Origin of the sequence: Paenibacillus sp. FSL W8-0439 (genome assembly GCF_038008995.1) — a bacterium.
GTDB classification, from domain to species: Bacteria; Bacillota; Bacilli; order Paenibacillales; family Paenibacillaceae; genus Paenibacillus; species Paenibacillus polymyxa.
In genome coordinates, this window is the sequence record NZ_JBBPAK010000001.1 from 2879753 (window position 1) to 2898841 (window position 19089).

Annotated in this window: 12 protein-coding genes; 11 read left to right on the plus strand and 1 reads right to left on the minus strand. The window is 38.6% G+C overall.

Annotated features, from left to right (window positions below):
- Nucleotides 1-114 precede the first annotated feature (114 nt).
- The 8 genes from MKX36_RS12175 (at nucleotide 115) to MKX36_RS12210 (ending at nucleotide 13168) form a co-directional block, all read left to right on the plus strand.
- Nucleotides 115-3282: a TerB N-terminal domain-containing protein gene (locus MKX36_RS12175; protein ID WP_340864760.1), complete on the plus strand. Its 3168-nt coding sequence runs from the start codon at nucleotides 115-117 to the stop codon at nucleotides 3280-3282.
- Between the two features lie 20 nt (nucleotides 3283-3302).
- The gene (locus MKX36_RS12180; protein ID WP_103744610.1) at nucleotides 3303-4622 is read left to right on the plus strand and encodes an ATP-binding protein; all 1320 of its coding nucleotides are present in this window, start codon (nucleotides 3303-3305) and stop codon (nucleotides 4620-4622) included.
- Complete coding sequence (locus tag MKX36_RS12185) at nucleotides 4619-6796, plus strand: DEAD/DEAH box helicase (protein ID WP_340864761.1); 2178 nt, start codon at nucleotides 4619-4621, stop codon at nucleotides 6794-6796. Before MKX36_RS12180 ends, MKX36_RS12185 begins: the two co-directional genes overlap by 4 nt.
- 328 nt (nucleotides 6797-7124) lie before the next feature.
- Nucleotides 7125-7433 carry an ArsR/SmtB family transcription factor gene (locus MKX36_RS12190; RefSeq protein WP_340864762.1) on the plus strand — a complete coding sequence of 103 codons (309 nt, stop codon included), beginning with the start codon at nucleotides 7125-7127 and terminating at the stop codon, nucleotides 7431-7433.
- 650 nt (nucleotides 7434-8083) lie between these two features.
- Entirely contained in the window at nucleotides 8084-8740 is a 657-nt protein-coding gene (locus MKX36_RS12195) for a hypothetical protein (protein WP_340864763.1), read from the plus strand.
- A complete protein-coding gene (locus tag MKX36_RS12200; protein ID WP_340864764.1) occupies nucleotides 8737-10821 on the plus strand; it encodes a hypothetical protein in 2085 nt (694 codons plus the stop codon). The genes MKX36_RS12195 and MKX36_RS12200 overlap by 4 nt, the downstream gene beginning before the upstream one ends.
- Nucleotides 10821-12500: a hypothetical protein gene (locus MKX36_RS12205; RefSeq protein ID WP_340864765.1), complete on the plus strand. Its 1680-nt coding sequence runs from the start codon at nucleotides 10821-10823 to the stop codon at nucleotides 12498-12500. The genes MKX36_RS12200 and MKX36_RS12205 overlap by 1 nt, the downstream gene beginning before the upstream one ends.
- A 473-nt stretch (nucleotides 12501-12973) precedes the next feature.
- Nucleotides 12974-13168 carry a hypothetical protein gene (locus MKX36_RS12210; protein ID WP_340864766.1) on the plus strand — a complete coding sequence of 65 codons (195 nt, stop codon included), beginning with the start codon at nucleotides 12974-12976 and terminating at the stop codon, nucleotides 13166-13168.
- Between the two features lie 387 nt (nucleotides 13169-13555).
- Here the strand turns inward: MKX36_RS12210 and MKX36_RS12215 are convergent.
- Nucleotides 13556-14673 (minus strand): IS3 family transposase gene (locus MKX36_RS12215; RefSeq protein ID WP_340864767.1). Its coding sequence is split into 2 segments (ribosomal slippage): nucleotides 13556-14427 and nucleotides 14427-14673, totalling 1119 coding nucleotides; the frame shifts between segments, so codons are not numbered across the junction.
- 158 nt (nucleotides 14674-14831) lie between these two features.
- On the opposite strand from MKX36_RS12215, the gene MKX36_RS12220 reads away from it, so the two are divergent.
- The 3 genes from MKX36_RS12220 to MKX36_RS12230 all read left to right on the plus strand — a co-directional run bounded on the left by MKX36_RS12220 (nucleotide 14832) and on the right by MKX36_RS12230 (nucleotide 18807).
- Complete coding sequence (locus MKX36_RS12220; RefSeq protein ID WP_340864768.1) at nucleotides 14832-15155, plus strand: hypothetical protein; 324 nt, start codon at nucleotides 14832-14834, stop codon at nucleotides 15153-15155.
- Nucleotides 15156-15180: 25 nt separating this feature from the next.
- Complete coding sequence (locus MKX36_RS12225) at nucleotides 15181-15693, plus strand: hypothetical protein (RefSeq protein WP_340864769.1); 513 nt, start codon at nucleotides 15181-15183, stop codon at nucleotides 15691-15693.
- A gap of 357 nt (nucleotides 15694-16050) precedes the next feature.
- On the plus strand, nucleotides 16051-18807 hold the full coding sequence (locus MKX36_RS12230) for an ATP-dependent DNA helicase (RefSeq protein ID WP_340864770.1): 2757 nt from the start codon (nucleotides 16051-16053) through the stop codon (nucleotides 18805-18807).
- Nucleotides 18808-19089: the final 282 nt, after the last annotated feature.

Below are 19089 nucleotides of genomic sequence, written 5' to 3' on the forward strand. Positions count from 1 at the left end.
AAAAGGTTTATACTTAGTGCTTGGTCAAAACATCGATCTATAGCTATTCAGAAGGTGCTATCACTTCCTTCATTACTAGATAACTCCGTTCTCAGTAGATGGAGAAATACTGACTTGAACGAAATTGAGCTTGGTTTAACCGACGTGTTAATTCTCCGAAAGACAGCAATCTCTTTCATGGAGAGTGTCGGTTCAAGCCATATACAGTTTGAAATCGATCCAATTATATTGGATCTGAATCAAATACCTCCACCGGATGATTTTATAATTCAAGTTGTATGGAACTCAAGTCAAAATGAGATCCTTATGGAACTACCGAGTGGAGTAGAATATTTAGAGAACTTTGACCATGGTTGGTTCATAAAAGGAAACCAAGTCTGGCATCTTCCTGATTGGACCTCAGTAGATCGAAGCTGGGTATTCAGTAAAATTCAACCCACTCAACTTCCTTTTTTGCTGACGAATATTCTACCAGATATGATTAACAGAAAGCTTCCAGTATATAGTCCTATCATCCTAGAATCCCAAGAAGCAGTACATTTTCATATTTATGAGTTTGGTCCAGATGCTATTCAGTTAAGAGTAAACGTGCACGTCGATATTCCAAAGCGAATTCCTGGTCTAGAAGGTTATCTCTTAGATGGAAACCATCTATACCCCGGTCCGCATCCAGCTCACTTGAATGATTTCCTGTCTAAGCACCCTGAAGACGAAAATGGGCTAATCCTTCTTCAAGGGGAAGATATACCCAATGTAGTTGCACAGATCGAAGGGGAATGGAAGAGATTTACCTCGGGCGATGTTCAAGGATTACTACAAGCCCATCCTATTCAGAGCGCAATTAAGCTCATCCTTGCAGCATCGGTTCAAATTAATAATGGCATAGGCCAAGTCACTGCAACGCCTATGCTTAAGGTTGAAGGTGTCCAGATGAGCGCTGCTGCAATCTCCCGACGATTGAAACCCAGATTGCAATACATAAGGAATGGATCGGGATGGATTGCGGTAGATGATTTAAGGCGAGTAGGTATCGGGGTTATGGGACGCGCTGTAAATGGTCTCTCTTTAGATAACGTTTTTTCTTTAGAAGCTCGGGAAATTCTCGAAAGAGGAGGCTACCGTTTAGAAGGTCCCTGGAGCAAAATTGAGTTCCCTGAGTTCAACTGGCCACACCAATCAAGCACCCCTGTATTAGAGCATCTTCAATTTCTGGCACATTGGGGCCTGAATGGTGGAGTTAAAGGGGGACAGGTCATTTGGGGGAGTCCTCTTCTAGAGTATCTCTTTCAACTAATCACTCAGTTTCCTAAAGTGCAAATCCTCATGGTTGGCACCAAGGTAATGTTGGAGTCATTAAAAAAGCAATGCAGTGATACGTTTAATTTCACGTGGATCACGTCCTTGGCCGAAGCGAATCGACTTCAACTGGAGGACGTTTCCTATATTGCAGTGACACCAAGTGTTCTGGGCAAGCAAACCGATTTAATAAAGCAGAAGTACGATTTGCTAATTATGTTGGAGCCGGATCTTATAACAAAAAGTACAGACACCAAAATATACGGAACACTCTCATCCATCAAGTCTCAGTGCAGATTTTCCTTGTTTTCAGATGCCAATTACCTTGAGCAGAGTAATGTGAAATCAGCGCATGAAATGCTATTGCAACTCCATTCTGCAAGCGAGCAGCGCTGGACCATTTTTGATCAGAACGCCCCGCTTGCCTTACTGCCAGAACCCTATCAGATGAAGGTGAATACAAGCGTGAAGAATAGCTCAGATGATCTCTTTTTCTCAGAGTTTGACCTAAATGAGTCCAATGAAGAGGACGTGGGAATTAATATACCAGCAAGCACAATCTCGTTTCAGGAACGCACCGTGAAAGTGTCAGTAGAATACGAATCTCGAGAGCAGCAGTTTGTGGAACAGGCCGAGTCACTTGCCGATCGCAACGGTGAACCAGCGCCTTTTGTTCAATTCATGAGCTACTGGCCTACGTATCAGGACATGACTGACTCCCAACAAAAATGGTATTTTTACTGGAGATCGGAAGTCAGGAACATGAGATACCCAGAGACGGACCTATCCTATATTTTTATGCATATCTATGAGCTCATTAATGGAGTAGGATGGGCAGAGCCAAAGCATGGACTATTCCAGCTTACACAGCTACTGATCCACTATGGTGAAGCTTATCGTCAACTTGAGAACTACTTATTTAACTGGATATATGATTTTGCGTTAGTCCACCAGTTAACAAGTACAATTGGGGAACTGGATGTATTGACAAGGAAGCCGGATAGGCTACCTGGAGAGTTTCTTGCAATGGAGTTATTAAGCAAGTTCCAGGAATCTCCGCTTCAGCTTTCATTGGATATGCTATTAAGCTTAAGCAATTATGATATGAAACGAAGCAGATTCTACTTGGGAGAAGGAAAGGATGATCTTGAATTCTATATCCCCCGTATTCTCGCCGTTGTGGATGGCTATATCAGTAAAATACACGGCGTGCGTCTAATAGATATGTTTTCTCCTGGTGAAATGCTAGTGACACAAAGATACCTGTTTCGTAGTGCAGTATATAACAATAGACTTTACGGCAGCACTTTTTCCGTCAGTCATTTGCCCATTTTAGATCATGAACCATTACGAGAATATATTACTCAGATTATCAAATTTGCCGAGAATAAACTCCGTGAATACCAAGGCTTTAAGGGACGGTTAAAAGGGATTTCCTTGGAACCAGAAGTGGAGACACTAATTGATCGTTACTTAGCCAGAGAGTATGCCAAACAGTCTATTGCAACTGCCATTCAAATTGATACTGATAAACTAGCACAGCTTCAATTGGATACAGAGTATGTGCGTGAGATGTTAACGATTGAAGAAATAGAAGATCCACTCGAGACATCAAATGACGCTCATATGTCGGCGGAAGTCTCGCATGAGTCGGAACTAGTCACCCATTTACAATGTGCTGCTGTAGAAGAAGCACAATCACTGGATAACTCTGTAGAGTCTTCGTGGGATACGGCAGACCTTGGAGAGGAATGGTTACTCTTGGCGGAAGCCTTGAACGAAGTCCACTTCAACGCTTTGGCAACACTAATGAGCGATGCACCCGTAATAGAACTAAGCCGATTGGCAGAAGAGCATGGAACGATGCCAACACTTCTTATCGACGAAATTAACCAAGCCGCGATGGAGCATATTGGAGATTTGATCGTGTCAGAAGATGGTGTTGTGGAAGAGTACCTAAATGATGTGAAGAATTTGAAGAGGTGAACAGAATGTTGGAACAAAATATGAGCGCACAAAAAATACCTAAGAGACTTACCACGGCCCTTGTGAACTCTCTGACTGCCGGAGTAGTACCGCGGATAGGACTCGAGCATATCGCAGTTGGCCGTAGAGCAGAGGTTGAAGCCATTTTAAGAGACATGGAGAATATTGCAGAGGGAGGGGCGGCCTTTAAGTTTATTACGGGCCGTTACGGGAGCGGTAAAAGCTTTCTTCTGCAGACGCTTCGGAATTATGCAATGGATCGAGATTTTGTGGTAGCGGACGCTGACCTATCTCCAGAACGAAGATTTGTGGGAACGAAAGGACAGGGCCTAGCCACCTATCGTGAGCTGATGATGCATTTGTCCACGCGGACACGACCAGATGGGGGGGCCCTGGAGTCTATTCTTCAGAAGTGGATAGCTTCTATCCAACAAGAAGTGATGATAGAAAAGTCACTTCGTCCTAATGATCCTGCTTTGAACGTTGAGGTGGAGCAGAAAATTTTCGAGATTACAACGGAGATGCAAAGTCTAGTGCACGGATTTGACTTTGCCCGAGTATTGTCCATTTACTGGAATGGCTACAAGCTTGCTGACGATCACCAAAAGCAGTCTGCTCTTCGCTGGCTCAGAGGGGAATTTCCAACCAAGACGGAGGCCAAAAGAGAGCTGAATGTGGGTGTCATTATTGATGATGAGAACTGGTATGAGTACATCAAACTCTGGGCGGAATTTGTTTCGCGAATCGGTTATAAGGGCCTTCTTCTCTTTATAGACGAAGCAGTTAATCTATACAAGATAAGCAATAGTATTGCCCGACAAAGCAACTATGAGAAGCTACTCACTATGTTTAACGACACAATGCAGGGGAAAGCAGAAAATCTAGGGATTTTCATAGGCGGGACGCCGAAATTCGTAGAGGATGAACGAAGGGGACTATTCAGCTATGAAGCTCTTCGCTCCCGGCTGATTGAAGGAAGATATGCGAATCAAGGCTACTTGAACTATACGGGTCCGATTCTAAAGCTTGAAATGCTGTCTCATGAAGAAATTCTTATTCTACTGCAGCGTTTGACTCAAATTCATGGTCAGCATTTTGGATACAGCTCATCATTAACGAATGAGGACCTTATTTCATTTATGCAGACAGCCGTAGGACGACTTGGTGCTGACCAGTTACTCACACCACGGGAGGTAATCCGGGATTTTATGGATCTCCTTCATACGTTGCACCAGAATCCTGAGGTTTCGTTCGCACAGCTCGTTGGGGAGAGGTCAGTTGCCCCCGCAGAATCAGATCCGGATGAAGTCAATGACTTTCTGTCGGAGTTTGAATTATGACGCAACATCCATTTCATCGGCTCGCTCCATTTTTGCAGGAGTTCATTTATAAGAAAAAGTGGAACGAGCTACGAGCTGCTCAGGTAGAAGCGTGCCGGATATGTTTTGATACTCCACATCATCTACTGATTGCCGCAGGAACGGCTTCGGGAAAGACAGAGGCTGCTTTCTTTCCCGCTCTTACTGAATTGCATGAACGACCTTCCCGGTCCGTAGGCATTTTGTACATTGGTCCTTTAAAGGCACTGATAAACGATCAATTTGAGAGACTTAAGGAATTGATACAGGGATCACCTATCCCCGTATGGCATTGGCATGGGGACGTACCCCAATCCGAAAAAACGAAGCTGGTGCGCAGTCCCTCCGGAATTCTGCAAATTACGCCAGAATCGTTGGAAGGGCTACTGATGAACCGTCCCAGTGCCATTCCTAGTCTCTTTGGAGACCTAAGGTATGTGATTGTAGATGAGGTACATGCTTTTATGGGGGCAGACCGTGGTATTCAGGTGCTAAGCCAGATTAACCGTCTTGAGCGCATGACCTGTGTGAAACCACGTCGAATTGGATTATCGGCCACACTGAGCGACTATGATTCAGCCAAAGCATGGTTGGGGGCTGGAAGCCAGCAAGCAGTGGAAGTCGTGTCCTCTTCAGCTGTCCGCAAGCTGCGGCTACGAGTAGATCATTTTTCATTCCCGGATGCCCGTGATGAGGAACAGGCAGTACAACTGCAAAATGCTAAGAAAGCTTACTATAATCACATTTACGAGAGCACCTATCTCAAAAAAGCCCTGATTTTCACCAATAGCCGTTCAGATGCTGAATTGACTACGCTAGAAATGAGAAGGGTTGCTGCGCAACGTCATCAACCAGATGTGTTCTATGTCCATCACGGCAGTATATCGGCCATGCTTCGAGAGGAAGCAGAGAATGCTCTGAAAAGCGATCCAGGCCCCGCTGTAGCTGCTGCAACGCTAACACTGGAGCTTGGGATTGATTTAGGTGAATTAGAGCGGATTGTCCAGCTTGGTGCTCCTTATAGTACATCCAGCTTCGTGCAGCGGCTTGGCCGCTCCGGCCGGAGGGAGGATAAGGCATCCGAAATGATGTTTGTCATTCATGAGGAAGAGGACGAAGAGGCTCCACTCCCGGCTCGAATTCCCTGGACCTTGCTACGGGCAATTGCCGTCATCGAGCTATATGTCCGGCACAAGTGGGTAGAGCCTCTGGAGACTCGCAGGCTCCCGATCGGGACAATGTACCATCAGACCATGAGCATCCTAAAAAGCATGGGAGAAGCCCAGCCTGCTGACTTAGCGAGGGCGATATTAACGTTACCTTCCTTTAGGGGAGTAACTCCAGAGCAGTATAAGACCTTTTTAAATTATTTGATTCAAACAGACCATATTCAGTGGACAGAGGATAAGAACTTGATCATCGGTCTCACAGGTGAGAAAATCGTTAACAATTTTCGATTCTATGCGGTGTTCAAGGATGATGAGGAACACTCCGTCTACAATGGGTCTGAAGAAATTGGTTCCATCACCACTGTCCCACCGCCAGGTTATTGTTTTTCTCTTGCCGGCAAGCTGTGGAAGGTAGTGGAGGTAGATACAAAGCACAAAGCTGTATACGTCAAAGCGGCTAAAGGGAAGGTAGACACGTTATGGCTTGGATCTGGGGGAGATACTCATACCCTGGTTACGCAAAAGATGAGGGATGTGCTGGCGGGCGAGGAAATCTACTCATATCTCTCACCTGAAGCTGCGAATCGTTTGGAGCGGGCCAGACGTCTGGCAAGAGAGAGCGGATTGCTCAAGGAGATTGTGATTCCGGCAGGAGGCGATTCCTTGTTCATTCTTCCCTGGGTGGGAAGCAAGCAATTTCGGACCATGGAGCGTTTAATCAAACATACACTTTCCACTAGGCTTTCATTACGATCAGTCGTTCCTATGGAGCCATACTATTTGATTGTATCTGGGCAATGTGATGCGCCAACACTTTTACGGGAAATGATCCTTGCATGTAAGAACTGTAATGAGGAGCAACTGCTCGAAGACAAAGAAGCCCCGTATTTAGGGAAATATGATGAGTTTGTAGCACCAGATTTAATACGAAGAGCATTTTTAGCAGATGGACTGGATCTAAAGGGGCTAGCAAGAAATTTGGCATGATAAATTTGCAAGAGACTAGAAAGTTAATATTTCTAGGTTAAATCTTGAGATAACATTGAACCCTGGGCGGCAATTGCCGTCCTTTAATAATATCGAGAACAAGTTAATCCCCACATTCCTTGAAATGTTTAACGAAAACTATCATTTCACTGTTCAAAACAAAAGATTTCCATACTTTTGTCTTTGATATTATAAGGGGGATGAAAATGCTTGAAATAACTGGTGATGAAATTGCTCAACTTAATGATTCAGACTTAATTACAATCCTTTTTAAAGGGCCATACAAACCAATTAACATTTCGGGAATCTTCGAAGTATAATCTATGCCATGGACAAATTAGAATTATTTAAAGCGCTGGCTAATGAAGCTCGTCTACAAATATTGGAATGGTTGAAAGATCCTCATACGAATTTTAATCGCACTTCACAACAAGACATTGATCTGGTCGAGGTGGGAGTGTGCGTCAGTCAGATCACGAAAAAATTAAATATGACACCATCTACAGCATCTCAGTATCTTTCGATGTTGCAAAAAGTGGAACTTTTGCATGCTACACGGATTGGCAAATGGACATACTATCGTAGAAACGAAGAAGTGATAAAATCTATTGCGGAGTACATGTCGAAAAAGTTCTGAAAAAACTGGATTCTAGTCGATTCAGTTTTATTTTCAATGTTACTTTTAAACGAGTACAAAAGTCTCAACCAAAAGTACTTGAAAACCGAGTTACTTCTAATTCAGATTCCTTCTGTGAACTAATTCGCTTAATTTATCGGTATCAAACGAGTCTACATACTCGTACGCCAAAAGTCACTGGCTAAGATGAAGAAGAAGCCGGAAACTCAAACGAAGCGAAGCCAGAGTTTGATTGCTCAGAAAGCTATGGAGAAAGTGACTAATCTCTTATTATGGTTCTTTATAACTATATATAGTTTCGTATTATAAATATATAGACCTATTCCTTTCATATTGGTATAATAATGGAAAATGGGTGAGGGGGTTCTCTCACAAAAAACAGGTATTATAGGGAATAGGTCCTGCTGTTACATTGAAAACATTAGGTCTAACCAAGAGTGAAATTATTATAGGTGAGTGGGGAGAAAAAATGTGATTCCGTATTTTCGGTGTACCTACATATTTTTTTCGTGCATGACTGTTTTTGCATTACAAGATGATTGTGGTAAGGAATCAAAAAAATTTTCGCCTTAAATAACAAAATCGATGAGAAATTAATGTAAATTCTTCTATCAGATGATTATAAAGAGAGATGAGGGATTCAGGATCTTATGGATATAGATCATAACAAAATAAGGTTATTTAAGGATCGCATTAGAATATTCTTTATAATCTATTTCTTCGGGGAGGAGTATCATGATCCTAGCCGTCCTGATTGCTGTAAAGTAATGCAAACAGAAGTGAAAATTCAGAAACTAGATTTTCTTTTAAGAAACCCTGATTATCTCGCTTATGAACTTATGGAACAATTAAAGACAGGTACGATTAAAAAAACAGAAATTAAAGATGAAATTAAACAAATATTCATTGAAAACGAACCTGAAATTCGAAGGCTAGAAATGGAAAAATTTTTTTTCGGTGCATATGAGGACATAGATCAAGTTATTGCTTTTTTGATATCTTGTGGGTTTATCAAACACGCAAGTGAACGTGATACAAGCTTAAGGGTAATCAAAAAGAGCTATTATGTAACAAAGGAAGCAGATCAGAAAATGACTGAGAACCTTGAGAATCTTGAGATGCTAAAATGGTATGTTAAAAGGTGTAAATTAATTAAAAAGTACTTCGGAGATTTCTCCGGCTCAGATTTAAAAGCACTACAGTACCAAATTGAAGAATATAAAAATACTTCATATAAAGAGTATATTACTGACATACAAGAACTCGTAAAAAATCAGTTTTTTAAGGAGTTTGGTGAGAGTTTATGAATAAAGAACTAGAAAAACACATTAGTAGATTAATTGAGGGATTTAACCATATAAATTTAAATCAAGTGAAGGTGCTTATTGATTTCGATTCTGTAATTGAAGATATGCCTTTATCAACAGGAAAAAGACTGATTATAAATTATCTAGGATTTAATGGTCTAAAGAAAAACGGTGACAATATTAATTTTACCAATGAGTTTAAACAAGGTGTAAATTTAATTATAGCAGACAATCTGAGAGGTAAATCTACAGTCTTAAAAGTTCTAAAAGCAGCTTTAACTGGAGATGTAACTAGTATTAAAGCTGATGTCAGACCATGGATAAAAAACGTTACCTTAGGTTTTAAGATTAGTAATAAAGACTACACTGTAATAATATCTTTGGAAAAAAGGTTCAAAGGAATTCTATATAATATTCTTTGGAAAGACCTCAATCTTGTTGATGTTAATTCTATTAATGACAAGATCATATTTGAAGCGAATAGTAACACAAAATATGCCGAAGAAATTCAGAAGTTTTTCTTCAATCAATTTTCCTATTATTCTTTAAAATGGACACAAAAGTCTTCAGCAAAAGACAGTAACGATCTTGTGGAAGCAAGTGCAAGTTGGAAAACATATTATAAATCTATTTATTTGGAATCAAAAGATAGTGTTTCTTTCTATGGGGGACAGAATCAGAAGGTTTTTCAAATGTTGCTAGGTTTTGAATATACTAATTGGATAAATCATCTCAGCGTCAAAAGGGATATGCTGCTGTTTAAGTCGAGCAAGTATAAGGAATTCGAGAGCCGGAAGGATAGTGAAGCAAAAAGCGAAAAAAATGGAGTTGACCTAGAATTGGAGCAAATTCAAAAGAAACTAGAACGAATTAACAATAACTCACTAATGCAAGAACTTTCCGGACTTCAAAATGAATATAACCGAATAATAAAAAAATGGAACCATACTAATTTAGAAACATTAAAGACGAGTCAAGAATCTAGCAGGGAAATTAAAAAGCAGACTGAACTATCAAGAAAGCTTGGCGAGTATGAATACGAGGAAAAACGAATTCGTAAGGAGATAGTAAGAAACAACCGTCTCCTTAACGACTTACTAGAATATATAGAGATTGGGCAATTTTTTTCAAATCTAGACATTAAGAGTTGTCCTAGTTGTAATCAAGAGGTTAACAATCATCACTCTCAAATTAATGGGGCTTGTCCATTATGCCACGAGCAAGTAAGTATCGATGATGACAACAAGCAAATTTATATCCACAAAATCGACGAAACAAAGATAATTTTGGAAAAATTAGAGAATGAAATAAGTTTAATTAAAAAGAAAATACAGGACATTAAAGATAATTTAGAACAAGTGAATCAAAAGGTTGAGACAAAAAAAAATCAGTTGAATCAACAATTGAAATATGAAGAAAAAATGGAAATTGACCTCTCTAAAATTATCAGTAATATTAATTTGGTAAGACAAAATAGTAGCGATATATCAGAAGAGGAAAAAACGTTAATAGCTGAACGTGCTGTGTTGCTTTACAAGAAGGACAGTATCAGTGAAACTAGTAACGAACAGATAACATTAGAAAAAATGGAAGAGGAACTGCAGGTACTGAATTCAGCGATTGAGTTCCTAGATCAAAAAAGGTATGAAAAGAGCAAAGGTATTTTAGACAGCTTGGCAAGAATGATGTTGGCAGAAATTCAAGAATTTGGCCTTGAATCAATAACAGATATTAAGATCGATAATAAATTCAATGTGACTTATATTCAAAATGATGTTTGTATGAAATTTGATGAGATTGCAGAAGGTGAACAGTTAAGAGTAAAGATTGCTTTCTATTTAGGATTAATTCAGTTGGACATAGAGAAAAATTTTGGCCGTCATACACGATTTCTTATAATTGATAGTCCAAATAAAGAAGAAGGGGATTCTAGATATTTGGATGGACTAAAGGATGTACTTAAAAATATTAACGATCGATACGGTGAGAATTTGCAAATAATTATCGGTACTGCAACTCGTGAATTAGAGAATGTTCTAATGAATCAAACGGTCTATCCTGAAGGAGATTATGTGTTCTAATGAAAATAGGGGAGGATTATTTTAATTCGGAGCTAAAGGAAAGAATACGATATTGGGATGAAGAGAATCTTCTTACTGAAGCAGACACATTAAATGAAAAAGAAATTTATTTATTTGCTAAAAATGTTTTAAAAGATTCTGGTGAAAAAATATATTGTAAGCGAAGGGCCTTATGCGATTTACTAACCCTAGTCTATAGAGGTAAAGTAAAACAACGACGAATGATTGGGCTATTGCTTGATGAATGGGAAGAGATACAAGAGACCAGTTTGGAATGTTTAAGACTTAGGTTCTTATCTTTATTTTATCAGAATGAATCGGACGATATAAAAGAAATTTTGAAAGAAAAATCTAATGATAAGAATTGTGAAATAGTGTCGGAAGCAAGTTATCAAATGGGATTAATTCAAATTTTCGATGCTAACGATACAATATCGAAAGAAGATTACCAGATTAAAATAACCGCTGCAGAAAGTTTTTTTTTAGCAGCAGAACAAAATGATGATAACAGAATAGATGCCAGAATACTTAAGCTCATATGTCGATATTTAACAGACATCTTATCCTTCAAGTCACAGTCTGCAGATGAGATATATGTACGTATTATGACGTTAATTTGGGAAACAAGATTACTCTCATTAGATGAATATTCTAATACAGTGTTTATTGGAATTAGTAGATGTATTTCAAAGCTACAAAAAATCAAATGCCAGAATCCTGATTATTGGATAGATTATAGGAAAGAATTTAATTATTTATGTGTTCAATTTTATGAATTGAAAAATGTAGAGTATAAAGAAAATCTTTTCTTTGGAAAAATAGTGCATAATACAAGTGAAAAAATCATAGAGTATTTTATTGAACCAATATTTAAGTTTAATTATAAAGCGTCTCTCTCAAAAATAGATGTCTTGCTAAATCAAGATAGTATAACTGATATTGAAAAAAAATTCTTAAATTACCTAAAGAATATTGTCATAAGCGATACTGTTACTGGACAAGACACAAGCCTTAGTTATATTAAAGAGATTTATCCTACGATTAATGATAAAGATATAGATGAATTTATAAAAAGCTTGCATGAATCCAATAAAACTGTCGCAGTATTGAAGCTTCTTGAAAGTACAAAACGTTATTCATATGATGTGTTGTTAAATTCAATTGTTAATGCATGTGTAAAATTACAAGGAAATCATTTATATCGAAATGTCTCTGAAGATGATAGGAATGGATTCATAAAGAACATCTTGGAAACTACAGGGTTTTATATAAAAGATCAAACAAGGTGGGGGGTTTCAAATACTGGAAAATCCGCTGGTGAAGTTGACCTTCTTATTGAAGAAAAAAATATTCCGTACTCGATTATTGAAGCACTAAATTTATCATCATTAGATGCAAATTATTTAAATCTCCACATTAATAAAATTTTTAAATATGACACAACGGGCCTCCCATTTAATTTTATTATCAGTTATGTAAAGATAAAAGATTTTGGATCATTTTGGTTGAAGTATAAAAAGCATATAACTGAGCACAATTATCCATATAAGTTAGAAACTATTGATTTCCGCATAGATAATGAATTTTATTTTTCAGGAATTAAGATTGCTTTAACTAATCATATCAGGAATGGCATGATAACTGGACTATATCATATATGCGTTAGTATTTCTGACTAAAAATAGCGTGTAGTTTTCAAGCAATTCAACCTACATGCTATTTTAAGCTTAAAAATTATGAAAGAAAACTTGCGGTGAAAAATATGATTTGCTAAGTGTGGTGCAATAAGTAATGATCTAATGAGGGACAAGAACATAACCCCATTGAAAGTCGTTATTTTGCGGCTTTTTTATTTTATCGGAAAATTCTTGTCCCGAGTCGAGAACAAACTTCTAATGTTTACCTATTAAATAAACACCTAACTATAATCTCATGCAATTCAATTGCCGAGGGAGTTCCAAAAGTATCGCTCTCATTAATAGGGGTTCGAGAAAGCCTTTGAAGCGAATAGGTTTGATATCTTATTCTCCTCCCTTCTGCTGATGTCCTCAGCAGTTTTTCTTTATTCGGGGTAGTTGAGATCGTCAATCGGGTTTAGTCAAGAACCCCCAAGAACTTGAATACACCTTTAAGAAAAATAGGAGTTAGCTCCATGCCGCCAACTGGATTCATTTCATCTCTCCCTGTAAGTTTAGATTCACAGGCATCCCTAAGGTTCTTCTTGTCGCTCCATAGCATCGCTTTTTATACGGGATCTTACGTCCCAACCAGCCTCAATCATGGTCATGACAAGTGGGGCGAACGCTATAGCGCTTGGGATCAAGTCCCACTGGCAGGTACGTTCTAGTAGTCTATCTTAATCCTCTATGCAAATGAAAAAAAGGATCAACCAGAAAGAACTGGTGGATCCCATTAGTGGTAAAGCAGAAGATCGAATTGAATGTAGAAGCAACACTGATTAATATTATATAGAATAAATGTCCACGCATGTAGAGTAATTATATTTAAGAAAGCTTGATCTCTTTTCAATGTGAACCGGGCTTTCTTTTTTTCTAAAACAGTAGAAATGTTATGTCTGCTGAATTTTGAAAAATGAATGATATATACTTTTTAAGTGGATACAGGTATTATAAAGGCCTCAAAAATACTTTAATTATTTATTGTACTTATCCTTAGACTATCGCTCGTTGTTGTAATACTTTCGCCATGTTAGATGTGGATTGTCAACAGTAAATCAAACAACTTTTTTAAGGGCTGCATGACGATACTGAATAGGCGTCATATAGCCCAAAGTTCCATGAATTCGATGTTTGTTAAACCAGTTAACGTAATCGTATAATTCCAGTTCCAAATGACGAAGGGTCTGGAAGTTCATCTGGTGAATGAACTCTGTTTTCATGATTTTATAGGTGGCTTCGGCGACGGCGTTGTCATATGGACAGCCTTTCATGCTGAGTGAACGGCCAATATCAAACGTCTTCAAAAGCTCATCCATCTTTTGATTTTTAAACTCACTGCCACGGTCGGTATGAAACCACTGAATTTGACGCAAATCACCTTGTACCGTTGCAAAAGCGCGGGAAATCAGAACAGCATCCTTGTTTGGACCTGCACTATGGCCAATGATCTCTCGATTGAACAAATCAATCAGCACACAAATGTAATGCCATCGGTTCTGGATCTTCACATAAGTCAGATCGCTGACGATGAAGCGTTTGGCTTCCTCCTGCTCGAACTCACGATCCAGAACATTTGCCGTAACGGCTTCATTACATGCCGTTTTATGGGGCTTATATTGCGCCACGGTGTACGTGGAAACCAGTCCTTGTTCTTGCATGATTCGACCGATTCTACGTCTGGAAACAACCATGCCGCGTTCCAGAAGTTTGACTTTGAGTTTTCGAGTGCCATAGGCTCTTCGATTCTTGTGAAAAATATCCACAACGGCTTCCACTAGGTCATTGTCGTTTGTCTGTTCCTTGGCTTCGTGATAGAACGTGCTTCTTGCGAGTTGCAGGACGTCACACATTGCTGATACCGAGTATTTATCCCGATTATTCTGGATGATAGCTACTTTCGTCCCATGATCAGCGCGGCTTGCTTTAAAATGTCGACCTCCATTTTAAGGCGCTCATTTTCTTTGCGTAATGCAAGAAGTTCGTTTTCTTCGGGTGAACGGTTGTCCTTCTCCTTGAAGGAGCCCGTTGTCTGAGCTTGTTTAATCCAGCGATCTAGAGCCGATGCGGTGAGGCCATATTCCTCCACCAAATCTGCTCTGGGCTTCCCATTCTCGTATAATTGCACCATTTGCTTCTTGAAATCTGCTGTAAACGTACGTCGTTGTTTCGGCATTGTAGAGATCCGCTCCTTAGGATGATAGGTTTATTCTACAAGCCCTCATTTTTATTGTCCAACTAAGTGTAGCCAATCCAGATGCGAACTTTTTAGGTTAGAATTAGCGAGAGAAGGTCAGATACAATTAACGTATTTATAGAAAGGGGATGTTTTTGATGAATGAGAAATGTGGTGTTCAAACAATGCAGGAACTCTTATTTGGCACTCCACCTAAAGATGTAGATGACGAAGTTTTTTTGAAGATCAGAAGTTCATATCATGCCTGTTTATCTTTAATATGGATTGAAGAAAAGTTTAATATGGTATCTGCTAATTACTATGAATGGGAAGAACAAATAAAAGAAAATTATGACTTCTTCCTTGCTAATCAAAATGATAAGCAAGACTGTACCGAGAAGTTTCAGAATTTTGGAATGGCTCAAGTTGTTGTGCTAAACAGACGACTAAAACCTACTAAGCACTATAAGGTTGTATCGTGATCAAGTACTTCATGGGTTGTCTCTTTTGGAAAAGCAACTACTTGTTTCCGATTTAAAAATAGAATTTGAAAAGGAGACAAATAAACTGTATGACGAATCTGTTTCATATCAGCTCATGGAATTCATTCGTAATTATATGCAGCACCAGGGATTGATTGTGGAGCGAATCACAGCAATAATACCACTCTTTAGTAGAACGGTAGGTAGTCAATTACCTTATTTTGTGGAGTTAAACTACAAAGAATTGAAAAAAATATATAAATTCAATAATAAGATCAAATTAAAAGAAAAGTTGGATAAACAAGGCGAGTGGCTAAACCTTATCCTAGTGGTAAGGGAGTATTTTACACAAATTATTCGACTACATAATAAATATAGAGAAATCACCGCCCAAATTTATGCAACTGCTTCCCAGGACATTACTGTAATATTAGGAGGGTACTATGGGAAAATACTCGTTAAAGAAGTTGCATTTTATGGGAGAAAAGACAAAGATGAATACAAAGACTTTTTAGTGCAGTTAACGTATGTTGGTTGATAAATTGAAAATTTATCGTCATTCTTTAGCTGTGCTCGAAGAATCGAGGTCATATATAAATAAAACGGTCTTTATTGAATCGGAAAAGGTTCGCTGCGGTAACTCTACGACTTGTAGTATAAGGTACAATATGTAGCTGTAGCTATGAGGTTATTTAAGGGCTACTCTTTTATTTCTTATCTTACTCCAGATTTAGACTAAAGATAAGCGCTACATTATGAAGAGGTATTTGCGTTTTCTACCAAGTGGTGGGGAATTTTGAGAGTAGTAAAAGAATGTATTGCGCTTAAATTCCTCTCTTGGTAGGAAAACGGTATCAGGTGACGAAAAGAAAATCCTAAGAAATGAGGCAAGCAAATGACTACCGACTTTGAAACAATTCGTAGAATTGACGAGCAAATTTTTAGAAGCGATGCTGCTATTTGCCGTCACATTGACAACCTTGACGCTTTGGGGAGAGGAGCAGTCTCACAGGACATTCTGTCCAATCTGCGGACTTTTGTTGAACATGCAATGTTCAAAATTTATGCTCATGCTCATGATACAACATACAATTATTCAAACATAGATCAGGCTATCAGCTTTGTAAAGACAAAGGGAAATCTGAAATTCTTATGGAGGTTTCACGATTATTTACAAATTGTTGCTTCACACTATACTCTTGAACCTGAGGATTCAGAGCGTGTGATGCTTAAATACTATGAATTTATGTTGAGAATCAAAGATTTCCTAAAAACTCAGTATGGACTTGATGTTCTTGCGAATCTGGATAAGTTTCCATTAAACATAGATAGAAATCTTCAGGAGTATTACGAGAAAATAGCTGAGAGGTTAATACGCAGAAATCACCGCGCAGATATAGCATCATCCGATAATATGCGATACTACGTTTACAAAATTAAGCCGTTTTTTGTAGATCAACGAATTTACTATGAAGTCACCTTCATGCCCGCGACCGGAAAAGCGAGTAAATTTGACCGCATAATCGCTTTCACTTCATTAGATATCTCGAAATACTATGCTGTAAAACTAGGAACGATCGAAGAGAACATCACTATCTTAGGGAAGACCATGCCTATTTTCATCATTGTGAGTTGGGAAGTGGCGATTCGGCCGATTGAGATAGAGAAGTTTTCGAACATTTTCGCGGAAAATTTGCAGGGTTATGCAAGTTCTGCTGAGGGAAGAGGCTTGATGCAATTCTTGACAAGAACAGGACTTAACCTAGTTGAAATTCTCTGTTTTGAAGATGAGCATTATAGGCGAATTCGTTCCAGTGTCCTCTCGACTTTTAATGCAAAGGTCAGCTATCTTTTTGACTTGTTTGACCGTTGTCGCGAAATTATTAGAAGTAACCAATCAGGCTACAATGTTCTTAGATATTTACTTTATCATATGAATAAAAGGATTATTGAAGATCAACTTGGTGGATCTAATCCTTATTTGTCACATCTTCGTCTGAATTACGGTTGTATTCCCTTTGATAATATGCCGTTTACTACCTCGCTTTTACATCACAATCCGAAGCTAGTTGATTTGTTTGACTGTCTTGACACTACGAATAGGATGCACGAGTTACTTGCACGCTATGTACTCAAAAACACAGAAAGGAATGGACAACTTTATACTTCACGAAGTGACCTTGAGCGGTTCGGCGATGTTGATATGCTTGTGAGTACTTTCAACAGAGGACTGTACCATAATGAGCGTCATCAAGCGCGACGCTTGAAAGAACGGAACAATCATTTTTATATATCTGGTTATGAAAAGGACACAGTATGGATTATTCAGAAACTCATTGAATTGTCATCGAGTGGCGTCCAGAACTATACTAACTCTGTAGACGATTGGCTTACTTCCGAGGTTCATTTAGTGGACTGTGAAGAAAAAAGAGAATCGTTGCGGCAAATGTTCACGCAGTCTTCTGTTGCTCTTATTTACGGCTCGGCTGGTACAGGAAAGTCTACGCTTATCAACCATATTTCAAATCTGTTTATGAATCAGAGCAGGTTGTACTTGGCCAATACTAATCCTGCAGTGGATAATATGAAACGTAGGGTCACAGTTCAAACAGGTGATACGGACTTTATGACTGTCACAAAGTTTATAAAGAAACAGAGTATACGCACAAAATATGACATAGTAGTCATCGATGAATGTAGTACAGTCAATAACAGTGATATGAAAGAAATCTTAGAAAAAGCCGACTTTGAGCTGCTTATTTTGGTAGGTGATATTTTTCAAATTGAGTCTATCCAATTTGGAAACTGGTTTAATGCGGCAGAAGGTTTTTTACCGGCATCATCAATTAATCATCTTACAAGACCTTACAGAAGCCACAATGAGGAATTGCAGACATTATGGGATAGAGTTCGTGGTGTGGATGATAGAATAGTAGAAACAATAGCTAGAAACCAGTATTCAACTTCTCTGGATGCTTCTATATTTACACCTTCAGAGCCGGATGAAATTATTTTATGCCTAAATTATGACGGACTCTATGGAATAAATAATATTAATCGGTTCCTTCAACAGGCAAATCCTAACCTTGCTGTCTCATGGGGGCTCCAATTGTATAAAGTTGGTGATCCGGTGCTATTCAACGAATCTGATCGCTTCACGCCCTTGATTTATAACAATATAAAAGGCTGGATAGTAGGTATCGAACTTGATGAAGGTAAAATCCAGTTTGATATTGAAGTTGATAAATCAATTAACGGACTGGAGGCTATGCACTATGATTTTGAGCTTCTAGGGAATTCGGCAGCAGGACGTTCAGTAATTCGCTTCATAGTTGACGACCAAAGACAAGTTGATGAAAATCTGGAAGTACCATCAACATCTTTTGTACCATTTCAGGTTGCATATGCAGTATCAATCCATAAAGCACAAGGCTTAGAATTCAATTCTGTAAAAGTCGTTATAACTGATGAAGTTGAAGACCACATAACCCATAGTATTTTTTACACGGCCATTACTAGAGCTCGAGGAAGGTTGAAAATATATTGGACACCTGAGGTTGAAAATAGAGTTCTCGGTGCAATTAAGCCGAAAGATATCAGACGAGAAATCGTATTTTTAAGAGCTTCATTAGCCGAATATACAACCTCATAAGTAGCACTCAGATTACGTAACCTTCTATTTGAATTCATTGAAGATGAATCAGGACGTAAAGTATATGCATAGGTGCACTGTCCCGAACTATCAACCCAACATCAATGAGATTGAAGAGGTTTCTAAGAATACGTATGATAAAAGCGAGTGACTACATGGAACTACTAAGCAAGTAAGAGTGTCTATCAAAGCGAGATTTGTTGAATCATCTCTGAAGACTAATGATGAAATGATTCTTATGGAACAAAAAAGCATCTACAACTTAGTTGGAGATGCTTTTTT